This window comes from Rheinheimera sp. (assembly GCF_037442525.1).
GTDB lineage: Bacteria > Pseudomonadota > Gammaproteobacteria > Enterobacterales > Alteromonadaceae > Pararheinheimera.
Map to the genome: position 1 here is coordinate 302652 of NZ_JBBIQD010000002.1, position 18427 is coordinate 321078.

The window sequence follows — 18427 nt, forward strand, 5'->3', positions numbered from 1 at the left end:
CACCTTATCAGGCGACTCTGTGCTCCTTGGCAGGCGCAGGTAATCGCATAAATTTTGCTACCAGACGGGCAATTGTATCGCGCATTTGCCGGCGGTCAACAATCATGTCGATGGCACCATGTTCCAGCAGGAACTCGCTGCGCTGGAATCCTTCCGGCAGTTTTTCCCGTACCGTCTGTTCTATCACTCGTGGGCCGGCAAAACCAATCAGCGCACGGGGTTCGCCAATATTAATGTCACCCAGCATTGCCAGGCTGGCGGATACGCCACCCATGGTCGGGTCTGTTAATACCGAGATATAAGGCAAGCCGGCTTCGCTCAGTTTGGCCAGCGCCGCACTGGTTTTGGCCATTTGCATCAGTGACAATAAAGCTTCCTGCATCCTCGCACCGCCGCTGGCAGAAAAGCAAACAAAAGGAACTTTGTGCTCTAAGGCGTATTCCACACCTTTCACAAATTTGGCTCCGACCACCGAGGCCATCGATCCACCCATAAAGGCAAATTCAAAGGAAGCCGCTACCACAGGCATGCCATGCAAGGAACCCCGCATCACCACCATGGCATCTTTTTCATTGGTCTCTTTTTGCGCCGCCACAATACGGTCTTTGTATTTTTTACTGTCCTTGAATTTCAGTAAGTCCTGTGGCTCCAGTTCGGCAGCCAATTCCACGGTACTGTTGGTATCAAAAAATTGGGTCAGGCGGTCGCGGGCGCTGACGCGCATATGGTTATCGCATTTAGGGCAGACACCCAGGTTACGGTCTAATTCAGCTTTGTATAAAACAGCGTCACAGGAGGTACATTTGGTCCACACCCCTTCAGGAATATTGCGACGGGCAGATGACGAAGTTCTGGGCAGAATTTTCTCTAACCAACTCATAACTGTTCCTTGGTCTGACAGCAGGCTCAATGGCCTGCCTGACATTATTGTGTAAAAAAGCGCCGAACGTGCAGCAAACGGCGCCTATTAAAGCATAAAGGTCAGGAAGAAAATACAGCTAACTGGTCTTAGTTGTCGGGCAGAAACAACGGGCCGAGCGGCATCCTGGGGATGGAAAAATGGGCAGGATAGTCCACATCAACCAGATACAAGCCCTCGGCCTTAGCCGTGGCTGCCGCCAGGTTTCGATCTTTGGCGGCCAGTAATTCCGCTATCCACTCTGGCTTTTGTTGGCCTTTGCCCACTTCCAGCAGACTGCCGGTAATGTTACGCACCATATGGTGTAAAAACGCATTGGCTTTAATATCCAGCACTATATAGCTGCCAAACCGGCTCAGATTCAAATGGATTAAGTGACGAAACGGGCTGTGCGACTGACATTGAATAGCGCGGAACGACGAAAAGTCATGCTCACCAAGTAAATACTGCCCTGCCTGGTGCATCAGTTCCACATCCAATGACTGATGGTAATGGCTTAAGCCGGCACCTAAAATGGCTGGCCTGTATTTGTGGTTGTAAATCACGTAACGATAACGGCGGGCAGTGGCCGAAAACCGGGCGTGGAAATCATCTGACACAGGTTGAGCCCAGCGCACTGCTATGCCAGGCGGCAGATTGGAGTTGGTGCCCATTACCCAGGCTTGCATATCACGTGTCGCATCGGTATCAAAATGCACCACCTGGCCTGTGGCATGCACACCGGCATCCGTGCGGCCGGCACAAAAAGTTTCAACCTGATGGTTGGCCACTTTGCTTAACGCCGCTTCCAGATGCCCCTGCACACTGGGCACTTCCCGCTGTCGTTGCCAGCCGAACAATGAACTGCCGTTGTATTCCACACCCAAGGCGATACGCATACTCTCTCCTCTGTTTCGGGCCGCAAGTATACCTGCGTCAGACCCGGACCAGAACAGAAAATTACGACTCCAGTTGCTGTTGCAGTTTCACCACTTCAGCCCGAACACCTTCCGGCAGCCCGTCTGCGGCCAGCAACCTGTCGATCAGTTGCTCAGCGCCTTCCTGCTCACCAATTTCCAGGTAAGCACGGATCAGATCCAGGTCCGCCCCATAAATCTGTTCCATCGGGTCAACTTCGCTCTCCTGCTGTCCGGCAATAAACTCTTTGTAGTCTTCAAGCCCAACATCGACGCTCAGCGACGCCGGAGCGCCCTCAGTGACGTCCTCTGTATCATCTGACTCTTGCAACAGACTGTCCAGCTCCAGCAAGCTTTGATCCACATCGACCAGATCGCCGCTTAAGCTGCTGGCTTCTGCAGCGGTAGCCAGCTCTAACTCAGCTAACACTGCCGCAGCTGTATCTTCATCCTGCGGCTCGTCAAGTTGTGGGTCTGGTTGACTGACATCGGCCAACAACTGATCAAAATCAAGGTTTTCCAGTTCATCCAGCTCATTCTGCGGGGCAACAGGCAGCTCAGGTTCGGACTCAGCATCGGTTACATCATCAGACTCAGATACCGGATCCAGTTCAGCCCCTGGCAAAAAATCCGATTCAGTCTGCAGCTCTTCGTCCTGCTCTTCAACAAAGTCATCTCCCAGTTCCAGCTCCGGGTATTGCTCCAATACCTGACTGGGTTTCTCTACTGACAATGCGGCCTCAGACACCCGACTGACCGTCGCGTCTTCAGAACCGTCCAAATCCGGCATTGGCGCTACAGCCACTTCATCGCTCAGGCTTTCAGACAACTCCTGCCAGCTTTGGCTTTCATCTTCAGACAGTAAATCATCTGCCGCCAAGCTGTCGTTTAACAGCTCGTCGCTGCCATCCACCCGGTCCGTCAGCTCCTGATGGTCGGCATGAAACTGTGTTGGCATCTCAGTGGATGCGCGTTCTTCGTCATTAAGCAGTAACGCAACATCGTCCGGCGTTAAGGGGTAATCATCCTCGTCAAATTCAAGGCTGCCACTACCCGAGTTTTCCAGATCTGCACCTATGGCATCAGGCGCATTCTCAGAGGCGACTTCAGTGGCCGGCTCCTGCGCTGACTGCAAATCGGTCAGCGCGCTTATATCCGTGTCATAGTCCGATTCATTTTGCAGCGCAGCCTCGCTGACTGACAACCCGGCTTCTGCAGCGTCCATCTGCCCTGTCAGAAATTCAGTGTCTGACGGCTCCAGTGACACAGCTTCATCGTCAATTTGCGCTTCCTCAGGCCAATCGGCTGTCAGCTCTTCATCCACCAGCGATTCGGCAAATTCGTCCAGTTCAGTGCTGTCAAACTGGGTACTTTCAGACAATAATTCGTCAGTTTCGGACCCCGCGGCCAGTTCCAGTTCCTCTGCCAGCACCAGTTCAGGCCCGACTTCATCAATCACCAACGGTGGTTCGGCCTGCAGTTCTTCCAGCAGAGAATCAAAGTCAACTTCTTCCACCTCGTCCGGTTGAAGTGGCGGACTACTGACCTCTTCAGGCTCCAGATCATCCAGTTCAATTTCTTCAATCAGCTCGTCATCCGCCGGAGGCTCCTCAGTGCTCTGCGCTGCTTTTTGTTTTTCTTCAGTGGCCAGTTGCTCCGCCACAGCCTGCGCAAAAATGTCATCGGCCGATTCATCCAGACTGTCGTCTTCCAGCAAGGAACTTAAGTCTGTACCGGAGAGAATATTGTCGGGATCGAAATCTGCACGGCCGCCTGACGCTTCAGGTGTAGCTTCGTCCAATAAGTCATCCAGCAACTCGTCATCCAGGTTACTGCTGCTTAATAAATCTTTGGTATCGAGCAGCTCGTCATCATCGAGCAGCACATCATTAAAGGATGATCCCTTGGCTGAACCCAGCAGATCATCGGACAAATCCAGTGGGTCATCATCCAGCCGGACACCGGATTTGGCCGAATTGCCAAGCAGAGACTCGTCCAGAGTCATCAGGCTGCTTTCATCAAAGTCCAGGCTGTCATCCAGCGGAGGGAGTGGCGATTTGTAATGAGGGTCCTGCTGTGGCACCGCAGTCGCTGCGGTCACTACATCTTCGGTATGGCGGGTCCGACGCTTTAACCAACCGAGCACCAGCGTTAATACCACCAACACAGGCAAGGTACCGATCAATACCCAACTCAAACCACTGTCGGACACTTTTTGCCACCAGCGGGCAAAATTAAACCCTTCCTGTTCACGGGCGATCTGGGCTCTTTGTTGTTCCAGCATCTCGGTTTGCTGTTGCACCAGCATTTCCAGTTGCTTCTGAATTTCGCTGTCTTTATCGACTTGTGACTGCACCTTCAGCAGTTGCTCTGTCAGGGTGTCGAGTTTTTCCTTCAGGGCCGTATTGTCGGTCAGCACGGTTTCAACCGTAGCATTGGACTCTGCCAGTTTTTTCTGCAGCTCGACCAACTGCTGTTTTTGCAGCTCCTCCACCCGACTCAGCTCAGTTTTTATTTCATCGCGCGCCTTGTCCACATCCTGCTGCCGGGCTGTGACCAGACCTTCCTGCACTTTGGCTGCAGCCGCAGCACGCACACGCTGTGCCCAGATCCTGTCATCTTCTTCTGATTTTCGCTGCGCCTGAACGGCGTCCACCGCCAAAATTTCGTCAATGGTTGGGATACTCAGAAAGGAGCCATGATTCAGGTGATTAAAGTTGTCATCCAGGAAAGCATCGGGATTTTTCTTAAAGATGGCATACATCACCTGGTACATATTCAGACCAGGATGAGGCCGCACCTCTTCGGCAATACGCCAGAGCGTATCGTTGGCTGTCAGGGGCCCAACCCTGCTGCGTACAGGGTTTTCCATGTTTTTGGGGCCTTTGAGCCGCACCGGTGTCTCGACCTGGGCGGCCGCGCCAGAGACCAGACAAAAAAACAGAATAAACAGCCCGACTAAACGCATTGATGATCCCTTAAGGCTCCGATTGGACATTTTGTCCTGCAAACATTGTTCCACAACAAAATACTAAACCAGTTAACTGGCCTAAGCCATGCTTATGTTCTGGATTATCGGCAGATTTTTCAGGGGCTTGAATCAGGAACTAGTGGTAAAAAGAACAAAGGCCCGGTCTGGGCCTTTGTCATTAGGCAGGATCAGAGGTAATCCCGGATCAGATGTTCGGCAATCTGAATACTGTTGGTCGCAGCCCCCTTACGAATATTGTCTGCCACCACCCACAGATTCAGACCATGCTCATGGGTATAATCTTTGCGGATACGACCGACAAACACCTCATCCTGACCTGCAGCATTTTCAACCTGAGTCGGATAATCAGCATCCTCTTCCATCAGGACCACACCAGGGGCATTGGCTAATAAAGCTTTCACCTGTTCCACACTGATAGGATGACGGGTTTCAATATGCACAGCTTCCGCATGGCCATAAAACACCGGTACCCGCACCGCGGTTGCATTCACGGCAATGCTGTCGTCACCCATAATTTTTTGGGTTTCCCAGTGCATTTTCATTTCTTCTTTGGTGTAGCCATTGTCCATGATCACGTCAATTTGCGGAATCACGTTAAAAGCAATCTGACGGGCAAATTTGCCGTTGGATTCCAACGGACGGCCATTAAGCAGCTGCGCAGTTTCAGAAGCCAGGGTTTCAACCCCTTTCTGACCGGCGCCAGCCACAGACTGATAAGTTGCAACATTAATACGGCTGATCCCCACAGCATCATGGATAGGCTTTAACGCCACCAGCATCTGAATGGTTGAACAATTTGGGTTAGCGATAATATTGCGGTTGCGGTAATCAGCAATAGCGTGCGCATTCACTTCCGGCACCACCAGCGGGATATCGGCTTCATAACGGTAGTGGGAGGTGTTATCAATCACCACACAGCCCGCTTCCGCCGCCCGGGGGGCGTACATAGCGGACACACTGCCACCAGCTGAAAACAGGCCGATCTGCACCTTGGTCCAGTCAAAGGTCTCAGCATCCAGCACTTCTACCTGTTTACCTTTAAAGGTTACAGTGCCACCGGCGGAGCGCGCGCTGGCCAGGGGGTACAAGTTATTTACCGGAAAATTGCGCTGTTCCAGAATGTCCAGCAGGTGTTGACCTACCAGACCTGTTGCACCTAAAACAGCTATATCGTATTGCTGAGCCATTGGATATTCCCCTCTGCTACTGGCTGCTAAAACCTAATTCTTTTAAATATGTGGGTACCTGAGTACCTGTCAGCCGCAGCGAACTGTATTCACGCCGGGCCGGATATGACTTTCTGAGCCAGTCAAAACCTTTGTGCTGCAGATGCAGCCGGAACAGTGCGTCGTCCCGGCGCACATCATATAACAGCCGGGTTAAATTTTGGACATCTAAAAGGCTAAAATTCGAATTTATTTTCAGTTCAGCAAACTGTGGTTCGGGTAACACCTGCTTCAGAGTCAACTGCGGCGGGATCCTTAATTGCTGGCAGAGCGCCTGATACAACATTTCGGTGCCACGCGCTTTGCCCTCGACGCTGTGGCCGGCGATATGGGCTGTAGCAATATCACAGTAAGGAACCAGTTCTTGTAGTATATCCGGTTCATTAGCCCAGACATCCAGCACTAAAGGTCTGTGCTGACCGGACTGAGCCTCCGCCAACAAGGCCTGGTTATTCACCACTTCGCCACGGCAGGCATTGATCAGGGCACAGTTTGCCTTTAACTGCTTCAGTTCCTTGCTGCCGATTAATTGCTCTGTTGGCCAACGCCCTTGCCTGACCAAAGGGACATGCAGGCTCAACAGGTCCACTTGAGGAAGTAACTGCGCCAGATCCAGGTGGGGGAAATCCGGCTCTTGCTCAGCCCTCACCGGATCGCACTGCAACACCTTCAAGCCCAGCGCCTGTAACCCCCGCACGACCAAACGGCCAATATTACCAACCCCGACCACCCCGACGGTTTTACTGCACAAGTCCCACTGGTACTTTTCTGCCAACATAAAGATGCTGCTCAGCACATACTCCAGCACCGACTGCGCATTGCAGCCAGGCGCACTGCTAAAACCAACCGCCTGGTGTTGTAGCGCGGCCACATCGACATGATCGATACCTATAGTGGCGGTGCCTACAAACTGAAGTTTGGGGCAAGCAGTTATCAGAGCCTGACTGACTTTGGTCACCGAGCGCACCAGCAACACCTCTGCATCCTGCAACTGGAGAGGCTGCACTGTGCGCCCGGAGAATAAGCGCACTTCACCCAATTGCGAAAAAAACTCCCGGGCATAAGGCATATTGTCATCAGCATAAATCAGCATAAAAAAAACCTGTCGCAACACATTGGCCGACATTGTACTCAATAACCTGAACTCAGGATAAGCAGCACCACCGAATAAGCATCTTTTCGTTCCTTTCTGCGTTGGGCTGTCGAGAGTAAAAAAGACGGTGCAGGTTTATCACCGGCACCGCCTTTTCCAGTTTGTGAAAGGGCTGTGTAAGCTCAGCCCCGGTATTTACTGAATACCAGTGTGGCGTTGGTCCCACCAAAACCAAAGCTGTTGGACATCACAGTGTTCAGTGTGGCTTCGCGGCTCTGAGTCACAATGTTTAAGCCAGCAGCGGCTTCATCCAGTTGGCTGATATTGATGGAAGGCGCGACAAAGTTATGCTCCATCATCAACACAGAGTAGATAGCTTCATGCACACCAGCAGCCCCTAAAGCGTGACCCGTCATGGCTTTGGTCGCACTGATGGCTGGCGACTTACCGCCAAATACCTGCTGAATGGCGCCCAGCTCTTTCACATCGCCGACTGGCGTACTGGTGCCATGGGTGTTGATGTAGTCAATAGGCGCGGTTAAGCTCTGCATCGCCATTTGCATACAACGCACAGCGCCTTCGCCACTTGGGGCCACCATGTCGTAACCGTCAGAGGTTGCACCATAGCCGACAATCTCAGCGTAAATTTTAGCGCCACGGGCCAGGGCGTGTTCCAGCTCTTCAATCACCAGAATACCGCCACCGCCGCTGATCACAAAACCATCGCGGTCGGCATCGTAGGTACGGGATGCTTTGCTTGGGTCGTCGTTGTATTTGGTCGACAGCGCGCCCATCGCATCAAACTCCATCGCCAGAGTCCAGTGCACCTCTTCACCACCACCGGCAAAAATAATGTCCTGCTTGCCCAGTTGGATCAGTTCCAATGCATGGCCGATACAGTGCGCACTGGTGGCACAAGCCGAACTGATGGAGTAATTCACACCTTTAATTTCAAAAGGGGTCGCCAGACAGGCTGAGCAGGTGCTGGACATGGTCTTAGGCACTGCATAAGGCCCAACCCGCTTGACGCCTTTTTCACGCAAGGTGTCTGCGGCCTCAATTTGTGTTTTTGACGAAGCGCCACCTGAGCCCACCACCAGACCAGTCCGGATATTCGACACCTGCTCAGGCGCCAGGCCCGCATCTTCAATGGCCTGCTGCATTGAAATATAGGCATAAGCGGCCGCATCGCCCATAAAACGCAGGGCTTTGCGGTCAATCAGAGCAGCGGTATCGATGTTGATCTGCCCCCATACCTGAGAGCGCAGCCCCATATCAGCGAATTCCTGAGAAAAGGCGATGCCGGAGCGACCTTGCTGCAACGACGCCAGCACTTCCTGCTGATTGTTGCCAATGCTCGACACTATACCTAACCCTGTGATCACTGCTCTTTTCATGTTGTCTCCAGTCGTGGCTTTCGCCCTTTGCAATCAATTGTCGTCATTGTACGGAGTTTCGTTCAGAAACTGGTCCGCTTTCAGCGCACAGTTGTACACTATTATCGGCTTTGATTGCAGCTGAGTTACAATGACGTCAATTCATGAGAGATTTTTATGACTCAACTGCAACACGCCCAACTGCATTACAACGAAACAGGCACGCCGGTTTCAGATTTATTCGATGATGTGTATTTCTCCAATGACAATGGCTTACTGGAGACAGACTACGTTTTTTTGCAACAAAACCAACTGCCCGCCCGCTGGTTTTCTCACCCTAAAGATTTTTTTCATATTTTTGAAACCGGCTTTGGCACCGGGCTGAATTTTCTGCTGACCTGGCAACGTTTTCGCCAGGCCCGGGCCAAAGGCTGCCGTTGCAAACGTCTGTATTTTTCCAGTTTTGAAAAATACCCGCTGCAAAAGTCAGATTTGCAGCAGGCCCTGGCTGCCTGGCCTGCACTGGCTGAACTCAGCGCTGAATTGATTGCCGCTTACCCAGCGGCTTTTCCTGGCCCACAGCGGCTCTGGCTGGATAATGGGGCTGTGGTGCTGGATTTATGGCTGGGCGACGTGAACGAGCTGCTGCCACAAATTCCGCTGCAAAATAAAGCGGACGCCTGGTACCTGGATGGCTTTGCGCCCAGCAAAAACCCGGATATGTGGCAAGACAGCCTATTTCAGGGCATGTTCAGGTTAAGCCAGCCTGGCACCACAGTGTCGACTTTTACCAGCGCAGGACTGGTGAAACGGGGCCTTGCCGCTGCAGGTTTCGCTGTGCAAAAAATAAAGGGTTATGGCCGTAAGCGTGAAATGCTGGTGGCTCACCACCCAGAACCTCAGGTGGCCGACCAATCGCTGCCCCAAAGCGCCCTGATTATCGGCGCTGGTCTGGCGGGTCTTTGCAGCGCGGCTATGCTGCATCGGGCCGGCTGGCAGGTCACTGTACTTTGTGCAGACCAGGGGCCTGGCGAGAGCGCCAGCCAAAATCGCCAAGGGGCTCTGTATCCGAATTTGCATGCAGATTACAGTCTGATGTCCGCTTTAAGTGCCCAAAGCTTTCAATTTGCCACTCAGTGGTATCGCAGGCTGCAACCAGAGCTGGGTTTTGCAGCTGGCTGGTGTGGCCTGCTGCAATTGGCCTGCAACGATGAATTGGCGCTGCGCCAGCAAAAAATAGCCAGCCGTCCCAGCAGCCTCTACCAGGCCGTGAGCGCCACCGAAGCCAGCGACATCGCCGGACTGCAGTTGCCCTTTTCTGCCTTGTATTTCCCGCAAGCTGGCTGGCTTAGCCCGCAGCAGTTTTGCCAGACGTTAACAGCATGGCTGCAAAGTCAGGGCGTTCGCTTTGAATTTAATTGTCAGGTTCGTTCTGTCACGGCAGGAAATGCAGTGAGCAGCCAAGGGGATTTCAGCGCCGATCAGCTGATTTTGACCACCGGCGCACAATTGACCGAGCTTTGGCCCGACGCAGCATTGCCGCAGCGTAAAGTCCGCGGCCAGGTCAGCCACATTGGATCCGAAAAAATGCAGGGCTTAAAAACCGTGATTTGCCACAAAGGCTATATCACCCCGGCGGACCAGGGCCTGCATTCGGTAGGCGCGACCTTTGACCGCCAAAGCCCACAGCCAGAGCTTAAAGACGAAGACAACCAGCACAATATCAATTTGGTCAATCAGGTGCTGTCTGAACCTGACTGGTTTAGCGATGTGCGGGTGCATTCGGCCAAAGCCGGCATGCGAGCCACAGTGCCGGATCATTTGCCACTGCTGGGCGAAACTGAAGGTATTTGGGTATTGGGCGCACTAGCGGCGCGCGGCTTAACCTGGGCGCCTCTTTTGGCCAACAGCCTGAACGCATTATTGTCAAATGAACCTGTTGCGCTGTCACTGCACCAACTGAAGGCTCTCAGACCCGACCGTTTTCAGCCCAAATAAAAAACCACTGAAGACCCAGTGGTTTGTGTGTGGTCACAAGGACAGATGCAGCGGACCTTAAGGCTTCTGCATCTGGATCACGACTCTGCGGTTTTTGGCCCGCCCCAAGGAGGTTTCATTGGATGCCACATGGCGCTTCTCACCAAAGCCTTCGACATCAATACGGCTTTGTTCCAGCCCAAAGCCCAACAAAATATCCTTGATGGCATTGGCCCTTTTAATCGACAACTGCTCGTTCATCCAGCGCCCACCATAGGAGTCGCTGTAAGCCTGAATGGAGATGCTCTCAATGCTCTTATCTTCCGCCAGATACTGTGCTATTTGCTGCAACCTCTGCTTTGATGCTTTGGTCAGGTTGTCACCTCCGCTTTCATAGGTCAGCACTGTAAACGCAATATCGTCAAAGTTAAAAGGCAGCAGCTGGCTTACACACTGGTTAAATTGGTCCATGACCGGCATAAAGCGAATGGGGTTCAACGATGCCGCTATACGGTCAAAAGGGCTATACCAGTCGCTGAAATAGAAGGTCGGGCTGTAGCCTTGCTCCAGCTCAGTCAGCATGGTCCAGCTTTCGGCCTTCCCCAAATCCCCATCAAACTGGCGCAGCACTTTCATGGAGGTAATGGCTTTGGCCTGCTCGCCCGGACGCCAGACTGGCGGCACCGACAACACTTCGGCCAGGCCATAATGATCGGGCAACTTCAGCATATCGAGGCGAAATGACAGGTTCAATTCTTTCCCTGCCACACTGGTAAACAACGCAGCGCCAAAACGTGGAATGTCATGGCGCAATTCACATTGCAGCGGTGTGTTGCTGGCGAGCGACCAACTGGATTGTTCAAGCGTCGCAGAATACTGCCGCAGTCCAGCCATTACCTGGAAGGAGAACAAAGCACACCCTAAAAGCACAACAGTCTTTTGCATAACGGTCCCTAACAGAGCAATTTTAGCCGTTTCAGCCTTAGTCTAAACCATGCTGTCACAAGACGCTGACCGATTTCTTTGGCATAATGCCCGTTCATCATAACAGGACCAGCGTTTTATGACTCAAGCTTTACATCCCTTAGCACAACGTTTTCGGGGATACTTTCCTGTAGTTATCGACGTCGAAACGGCAGGCTTTAATGCAAAAACAGATGCATTGCTGGAAATTGCAGCCACCATGCTGACGATGGATGACGATGGTCAGCTGAAACCGGCGCAAACACTGCACTTTCACATCGAACCTTTTGCTGGCGCCAACCTGGAAGCCAGCTCTCTTGCGTTTAATGGCATAGACCCTTACAACCCGTTACGGGGTGCCGTTTCCGAGCGTGAAGCACTGACCGAAATTTGCAAAGCGGTGCGTAAAGCCCAAAAAGACGCTGGCTGTCAGCGTGCCGTCGTAGTTGCCCACAATGCGGCTTTTGACCAGAGTTTTTTAAATGCCGCCATCGACAGGGTGAAACTGAAACGCTCCCCTTTTCATGCCTTTGTGTCTTTTGACACCACCACACTGGCCGCTCTGGCTTTAGGTCAGACCGTGCTGGCCAAAGCCTGTAAGCAAGCCGGCATTGAGTTTGACAATAAAGAAGCGCACAGTGCCTTGTACGACACAGAACGTACGGCCGAACTCTTCTGTTACATCGTCAACCGCTGGCATCAATTGGGAGGCTGGCCGGCCCCACTGGTGGCAGTTGACGACGAAGATGTGGAGCTAAACCACTCCGAGTTGGCTGAAGCAGACGACTGAGCCAGAAACAGAAAAGGCAGCCAAGGCTGCCTTTTCTCATCAACGGCTGTAATTATTCTGCCGCCGTTTCATCTTGTTTGTACTTGGCTGCCGTTTCTTTGATTAACGGCTGCAGTTCACCACGCTGAAACATTTCCAGCATAATGTCGCAACCGCCGACCAATTCACCTTCCACCCACAGCTGTGGGAAGGTTGGCCAGTTGGCAAACTTGGGTAATTCGGCACGGATATCCGGGTGCTGCAGAATATCGACAAACGCAAAGGGCTCGCCACAGGCAATCAGTGCTTGTGAGGCTTGCGCCGAGAAACCACAACTAGGGAATTTGGGTGAACCTTTCATATAGATAATGATTGGGTTCTCAGCTAACTGCTGTTTAATTTTTTCGATGGTTTCCATCAATCCGCCTCTACAACTACAGGTTGAAAAATTTTTGCCATTTTACGCACAGTGCTGCATTTTGCCACTTGAGATTCCAGATTCCGCCCCAACCAAGGTTGAAGCAGACCAAGCTGCAGCGCGCAGAACTTGAGTATTTTAGTCAGGTTTTGTAGTCTACGCGATGCAGACCCCATAAACAACGCCTTTGGAGAATCAGAATGGCTTTCGAATTACCAGCATTACCTTACGCTAAAGACGCTTTATTACCGCATATCTCCCCGGAAACTCTGGACTACCACCATGGCAAACACCACAACGCTTATGTGGTAAAACTGAACAGTCTGATTGAAGGCACTGAATACGCCGGTAAATCACTGGAAGAGATTATTGTTGCGTCCAAACAAGGCCCTGTGTTTAACAACGCAGCCCAAATCTGGAACCATACCTTTTACTGGCACTGTCTGTCGCCACAAGGTGGTGGTGAAGCCACTGGCGCTTTGGGCGATGCCATCAAAGCTAAATGGGGTTCTTTCGCTGCGTTCCAGACCGAGTTTAACGACCGTGCAGTGAACAACTTTGGCTCCAGCTGGACCTGGCTGGTGAAAAAAGCCGACGGCAGCCTGGACATTGTGAACACCAGCAATGCCGGCACCCCAATCACAGAAGCAGGCGTCACGCCAGTTTTGACCGTCGACCTGTGGGAACATGCCTACTACATTGATTTCCGCAACGCCCGCCCCACTTACCTGAATGCTTTCTGGGCTCTGGTCAACTGGGAATTTGCTGCGGCAAATTTTGCCAAGTAAGTTTTACCACCTGAATCAAACCCGGCTTTTGCCGGGTTTTTGCATTTTGGCGCCAGTGAAATTTCAATCGGAACTGCTGCGATAACTACCTAAAGTGTCACTGGACTGATACAAAAAATTTTCAATAATTTCTGTGAATTAGTTGAGCGAAGCCGTTTTTTCCTGTCTAACCTTACAGCAAGATCCCCGTTTTTTTTGTTGCCCTACAGACCAAAACCGGAGGTGCGCTATGGGTATTTTTGAGCACTACAAATCCAGATACGAGGCTGCCCGCGAAGAAGAATACAGCATTCAGGAGTTTCTGGAGCTGTGCAAAAATGACAAAAGCTGTTACGCCAGTGCCGCAGAACGTTTATTGATGGCAATAGGCCAACCTCAGCTCACCGACACAGCGCAGGATCCTAAACTCAGCCGGCTGTTTTCCAACAGAGTCATTGCCCGCTATCCGGCATTTTCCGAATTTTACGGAATGGAAGATGCTATAGAACAAATCGTTTCTTACCTGAAACATTCAGCGCAAGGCTTGGAAGAGCGCAAACAAATTTTGTATTTGCTCGGTCCTGTCGGTGGTGGCAAATCCTCGCTGGCAGAAAAACTCAAAGCCCTGATGCAGCAAATGCCCGTGTATTACCTCAAAGGCTCGCCTGTCTTTGACAGCCCGCTGTGCCTTTTTGACGTCAATGAAGACGGCACTATCCTGGAGCAGGAATACGGTATCCCAAAACGTTACCTGCGTCCTATCATGTCACCTTGGGCCAGCAAGCGTCTGCATGAATTCAACGGCGATATCAGCCAGTTTAAAGTCGTCAAAAAATACCCGTCCATACTGGATCAGATCGCCATTGCTAAAACTGAACCTGGTGATGAAAACAACCAGGATATCGCGTCTCTGGTGGGAAAAGTCGACATCCGCCAACTGGAGCACTTTGCGCAGAATGACCCGGATGCCTACAGCTATTCCGGAGCACTGTGCCGCGCGAATCAGGGCCTGATGGAATTTGTTGAAATGTTTAAGGCGCCTATTAAGGTGCTGCACCCGTTGCTGACCGCAACCCAGGAAGGCAATTACAATGGCACTGAAGGGCTCGCTGCGCTGCCTTTTGAAGGCATTATTCTGGCACATAGCAATGAGTCGGAATGGCAGACCTTTCGCAACAACAAAAACAACGAAGCCTTTTTAGACCGGGTTTATATCGTCAAAGTCCCTTACTGCCTGCGGGTCTCCGAGGAAGTCCGTATTTATGAAAAACTGCTGGAGCACAGTGAGCTGACCACGGCCCCCTGTGCGCCGGGCACTCTGACCTCATTGGCTCAGTTTGCCGTCTTATCCCGGCTGAAAAATCCGGAAAACTCCAGCATCTACTCAAAAATGCGGGTGTATGACGGCGAAAGCCTGAAAGATACAGATCCAAAAGCCAAGTCCTATCAGGAATACCGGGATTACGCTGGAGTGGATGAAGGCATGTCCGGCCTCTCGACCCGTTTTGCCTTTAAAATTCTGTCACGAGTATTTAACTTCGACAGTACCGAAGTCGCCGCTAACCCGGTGCATCTGTTTTATGTGCTGGAGCAGCAAATTGAGCGCGAGCAGTTTCCATCAGATGTGGCCGAACGTTACCTGGAACATTTAAAAGGCTATCTGATCCCTAAATACATTGAGTTTATCGGCAAGGAAATTCAGACCGCCTATCTGGAATCTTATTCCGAATACGGTCAGAACATTTTTGATCGTTATGTGATTTATGCCGACTTTTGGATCCAGGATCAGGAATACCGCGATCCGGAAACAGGCCAATTGTTTGACAGAGCGGCATTAAACGCCGAACTGGAAAAAATTGAGAAACCAGCTGGCATCAGTAACCCCAAAGATTTTCGCAATGAAATCGTCAACTTTGTACTGCGCGCCAAAGCAAAAAACAACGGGAAAAACCCGACCTGGACCAGCTATGAAAAGCTGCGCACCGTGATTGAGAAAAAAATGTTTTCCAGCACGGAGGAGCTGCTTCCGGTCATTTCATTTAATGCGAAGACCTCGACAGACGATCAGAAGAAACACGATGATTTTGTCGATCGGATGATGGAAAAAGGCTACACCAAAAAACAAGTCCGGCTGTTGTCAGAGTGGTACCTGCGGGTACGGAAGTCCCAATAACGGATCCGAGCTGGAGGTGGTATGGCTCATTTTATTGACAGACGACTCAACGGAAAAAACAAAAGCGCTGTAAACAGACAGCGCTTTATCCGCCGCTACAAGCAACAGATTAAACAGGCGGTGTCCGACGCTATCAGTAAACGCAGTGTGACAGATATCAGCAGTGGTGAAAAAGTTTCGATCCCGGCGAAAGACATTAGTGAACCCTTTTTTCATCAGGGCCAGGGCGGCCACCGTGAACGGGTGCATCCGGGCAATGACCAATTCAGCCAGGGCGACAGAGTCAAACGCCCTCAGGGAGGTCAGGGCTCTGGGTCTGGCCAGGGCGATGCCAGTGCCGATGGTGAAGGGGAAGACGATTTTGTGTTTTCAATCTCCAAAGACGAATACCTCGACCTGCTATTTGAAGATTTGGAACTGCCAAACCTGAAAAAAAACCAGCTCGACAAGCTGGTGCAATACAAAACGGTGCGGGCCGGGTTCCGCTCTGACGGTGTGCCTACCAACATTGATATTGTTCGCTCTTTACAAGGCTCATTAGCGCGGCGGGTTGCGATGACGGCCGGGAAAAAACGTCTGTTACGTCAGCTTGAAGACCAGTTGGAAGCACTGGAGCAAGAACCCGTCCCCGATCAACAAAAGCTGTTGCAATTAAACAAAGACGCTGACGAGCTGAAAAAACGGATCAATGCGGTCCCTTTTATCGACAGTTTCGACCTGCGCTTTCGCAATTACCAAAAGCGCCCGGAGCCAACCAGTAAAGCCGTGATGTTTTGTCTGATGGATGTATCCGGCTCGATGGATCAGGCTACCAAAGATATGGCCAAACGCTTTTATATACTGTTGTATTTGTTTTTGAGCCGCAGCTACAAAAATGTCGATGTGGTCTATATCCGCCACCACACTCAGGCGAAAGAAGTGGATGAACAGGAGTTTTTCTACTCTCAGGAAACTGGGGGCACCATTGTCTCCAGTGCGCTGAAGCTGATGAGTGACATTATTCAGCAGCGCTACGATCCAGCTGAGTGGAATATTTATGCGGCGCAGGCCTCTGATGGGGACAACTGGGCCGATGACAGTCCTCAGTGTGCGGAAATTCTGTCGCGGGAGTTATTGCCTTTAGTGCGCTACTACGCCTACATAGAGATCACGCCAAGACCACACCAAAGCCTGTGGCTGGAGTATGAAAAACTGCAAAGCCGGTTTGAGCATTTTGCCATTCAGCCAATACGACAGCAGGCTGATATTTACCCGGTGTTCCGAGAGTTGTTTCGCAAGAGTGTCAGCCGGCAATCGGCCTGAACCCAATAGACCGCTCTGGCACTTTGGCGATAAATTGAAAAGGATCCTGTATGAGCGCAGCCAAAAAACGCAAAGCATTGAGCGACGGTCCGGATTGGAGTTTTGAGCTACTGAGCCAATACCAGGCAGAGATAGAGCGTGTGGCCAAATTTTACCAACTGGATACTTACCCGAATCAAATCGAGGTGATCACAGCTGAGCAAATGATGGACGCTTACTCCAGCGTTGGTATGCCCATTGGCTATAACCACTGGTCTTATGGGAAAAAATTTATTCAGACCGAACAAAACTATAAACGTGGTTTTATGGGGCTAGCGTATGAAATTGTGATCAACTCCAACCCCTGCATCGCCTACCTGATGGAAGAAAATACCGTGACTATGCAGGCACTGGTGATGGCCCATGCCTGTTACGGCCACAATTCCTTTTTCAAAAACAATTACCTGTTCAAAACCTGGACTGATGCATCGTCCATCATTGATTACCTGATGTTTGCCAAAAACTACCTGAGCCAGTGTGAAGAGAAATACGGCATCAGCGAAGTGGAAGATATGCTGGATTCCTGCCACGCCCTGATGAACTATGGCGTAGACAGGTATAAAAGGCCTCAGAAAATATCCATGGACGAAGAGCAGAAACGCCAGCAAGAGCGGGAAAGTTACCTGCAATCCCAGGTCAACGATTTATGGCGCACCATTCCTAATAAAGCGGCTTCAGCCCAACCCTCGGAACTGCGATTCCCGACAGAACCTCAGGAAAACATACTGTACTTTATCGAAAAAAATGCCCCTTTACTCAAACCCTGGCAACGGGAAGTGGTACGGATAGTACGGAAAATTTCCCAGTATTTTTACCCGCAAAAACAAACGCAGGTAATGAATGAGGGCTGGGCTACGTTCTGGCATTACACCATTTTGCAGCATTTGTATCAGGAAGGGCTGGTGACCGATAAATTTATGCTCGAAGTGCTGCACAATCATACCAATGTGGTATTTCAACCCGAATACAACAGCAAATACTACTCGGGTATTAACCCATATGCTCTTGGTTTTGCGATGTTTACCGATCTGCGCCGCATCTGTGAGCATCCTACCGCAGAAGATAAAGAATGGTTCCCGGACATTGCTGGCAGTCCCTGGCTGGATACCCTGCATTTCGCGATGCAAAACTTTAAGGATGAAAGCTTTATCAGCCAGTACCTGTCACCTAAAGTGATCCGCGATTTTCATCTGTTTGCCATTGTCGACGATGATCAGGACAATATGCTGGAAATAGCCGCCATCCACAATGCCGAGGGGTATCAGAAAATCAGGCAGACCTTATCAGCGCAATACAACCTGAGCTCAATTGAACCCAATATCCAGGTGTATTCTGCAGATATCAGCGGTGACCGCTCGTTAACACTGCGCTTTGTGCCAAACCGGCGGGTGCCGCTGGCAGAAAACTTTCAGGAGGTGCTGAAGCACCTGCACCGCCTCTGGGGTTTTAATGTGCAGTTGGAACAACAAAACGACGATGGCTCGGTACAGTTGCTCGGCAGTTGCCCGGTTTAGTCG

General features: G+C 51.3%; 14 protein-coding genes. 6 read left to right on the plus strand and 8 right to left on the minus strand.

All coding sequences use genetic code 11. The features are described 5' to 3' along the window. Nucleotides 1–7: 7 nt before the first annotated feature. The 6 genes from accD to fabB form a co-directional block, all read right to left on the minus strand. Complete coding sequence (gene accD, locus WKJ03_RS05635; protein WP_337841192.1) at nt 8–880, minus strand: acetyl-CoA carboxylase, carboxyltransferase subunit beta; 873 nt, start codon at nt 878–880, stop codon at nt 8–10. A gap of 128 nt (nt 881–1008) precedes the next feature. Continuing rightward, the gene (gene truA, locus WKJ03_RS05640; RefSeq protein WP_337841193.1) at nt 1009–1797 is read right to left on the minus strand and encodes a tRNA pseudouridine(38-40) synthase TruA; all 789 of its coding nucleotides are present in this window, start codon (nt 1795–1797) and stop codon (nt 1009–1011) included. 61 nt (nt 1798–1858) lie between these two features. Continuing rightward, a complete protein-coding gene (locus WKJ03_RS05645) occupies nt 1859–4783 on the minus strand; it encodes a FimV/HubP family polar landmark protein (protein ID WP_337841194.1) in 2925 nt (974 codons plus the stop codon). Nucleotides 4784–4974: 191 nt separating this feature from the next. Further along, a complete protein-coding gene (locus WKJ03_RS05650) occupies nt 4975–5994 on the minus strand; it encodes an aspartate-semialdehyde dehydrogenase (protein WP_337841195.1) in 1020 nt (339 codons plus the stop codon). Nucleotides 5995–6010: 16 nt separating this feature from the next. Continuing rightward, a complete protein-coding gene (locus WKJ03_RS05655) occupies nt 6011–7126 on the minus strand; it encodes a 4-phosphoerythronate dehydrogenase (protein ID WP_337841196.1) in 1116 nt (371 codons plus the stop codon). A gap of 182 nt (nt 7127–7308) precedes the next feature. Then, a complete protein-coding gene (gene fabB / locus WKJ03_RS05660; protein ID WP_337841197.1) occupies nt 7309–8523 on the minus strand; it encodes a beta-ketoacyl-ACP synthase I in 1215 nt (404 codons plus the stop codon). A 156-nt stretch (nt 8524–8679) separates the two neighbouring features. On the opposite strand from fabB, the gene mnmC reads away from it, so the two are divergent. Next, complete coding sequence (gene mnmC, locus WKJ03_RS05665) at nt 8680–10500, plus strand: bifunctional tRNA (5-methylaminomethyl-2-thiouridine)(34)-methyltransferase MnmD/FAD-dependent 5-carboxymethylaminomethyl-2-thiouridine(34) oxidoreductase MnmC (protein WP_337841198.1); 1821 nt, start codon at nt 8680–8682, stop codon at nt 10498–10500. A gap of 57 nt (nt 10501–10557) precedes the next feature. On the opposite strand, the gene WKJ03_RS05670 is transcribed toward mnmC, so the two are convergent. Further along, on the minus strand, nt 10558–11424 hold the full coding sequence (locus WKJ03_RS05670) for an OmpA family protein (protein ID WP_337841199.1): 867 nt from the start codon (nt 11422–11424) through the stop codon (nt 10558–10560). Nucleotides 11425–11542: 118 nt separating this feature from the next. Between WKJ03_RS05670 and rnt the strand changes: the two genes are divergently transcribed. Further along, a complete protein-coding gene (rnt, locus tag WKJ03_RS05675) occupies nt 11543–12232 on the plus strand; it encodes a ribonuclease T (protein ID WP_337841200.1) in 690 nt (229 codons plus the stop codon). Nucleotides 12233–12284: 52 nt separating this feature from the next. Here the strand turns inward: rnt and WKJ03_RS05680 are convergent, their stop codons facing one another. After that, complete coding sequence (locus WKJ03_RS05680) at nt 12285–12632, minus strand: Grx4 family monothiol glutaredoxin (RefSeq protein WP_337841201.1); 348 nt, start codon at nt 12630–12632, stop codon at nt 12285–12287. Between the two features lie 197 nt (nt 12633–12829). On the opposite strand from WKJ03_RS05680, the gene WKJ03_RS05685 reads away from it, so the two are divergent. The 4 genes from WKJ03_RS05685 to WKJ03_RS05700 all read left to right on the plus strand — a co-directional run bounded on the left by WKJ03_RS05685 (nt 12830) and on the right by WKJ03_RS05700 (nt 18424). Next, on the plus strand, nt 12830–13417 hold the full coding sequence (locus tag WKJ03_RS05685; RefSeq protein WP_337841202.1) for a Fe-Mn family superoxide dismutase: 588 nt from the start codon (nt 12830–12832) through the stop codon (nt 13415–13417). A gap of 229 nt (nt 13418–13646) precedes the next feature. Next, nucleotides 13647–15569 carry a PrkA family serine protein kinase gene (locus WKJ03_RS05690; protein ID WP_337841203.1) on the plus strand — a complete coding sequence of 641 codons (1923 nt, stop codon included), beginning with the start codon at nt 13647–13649 and terminating at the stop codon, nt 15567–15569. Nucleotides 15570–15590: 21 nt separating this feature from the next. Further along, on the plus strand, nt 15591–16871 hold the full coding sequence (locus WKJ03_RS05695; RefSeq protein WP_337841204.1) for a YeaH/YhbH family protein: 1281 nt from the start codon (nt 15591–15593) through the stop codon (nt 16869–16871). 50 nt (nt 16872–16921) lie between these two features. Next, nucleotides 16922–18424, plus strand: coding sequence for a SpoVR family protein (locus tag WKJ03_RS05700; RefSeq protein ID WP_337841205.1), 1503 nt, complete (start codon nt 16922–16924; stop codon nt 18422–18424). Nucleotides 18425–18427: the final 3 nt, after the last annotated feature.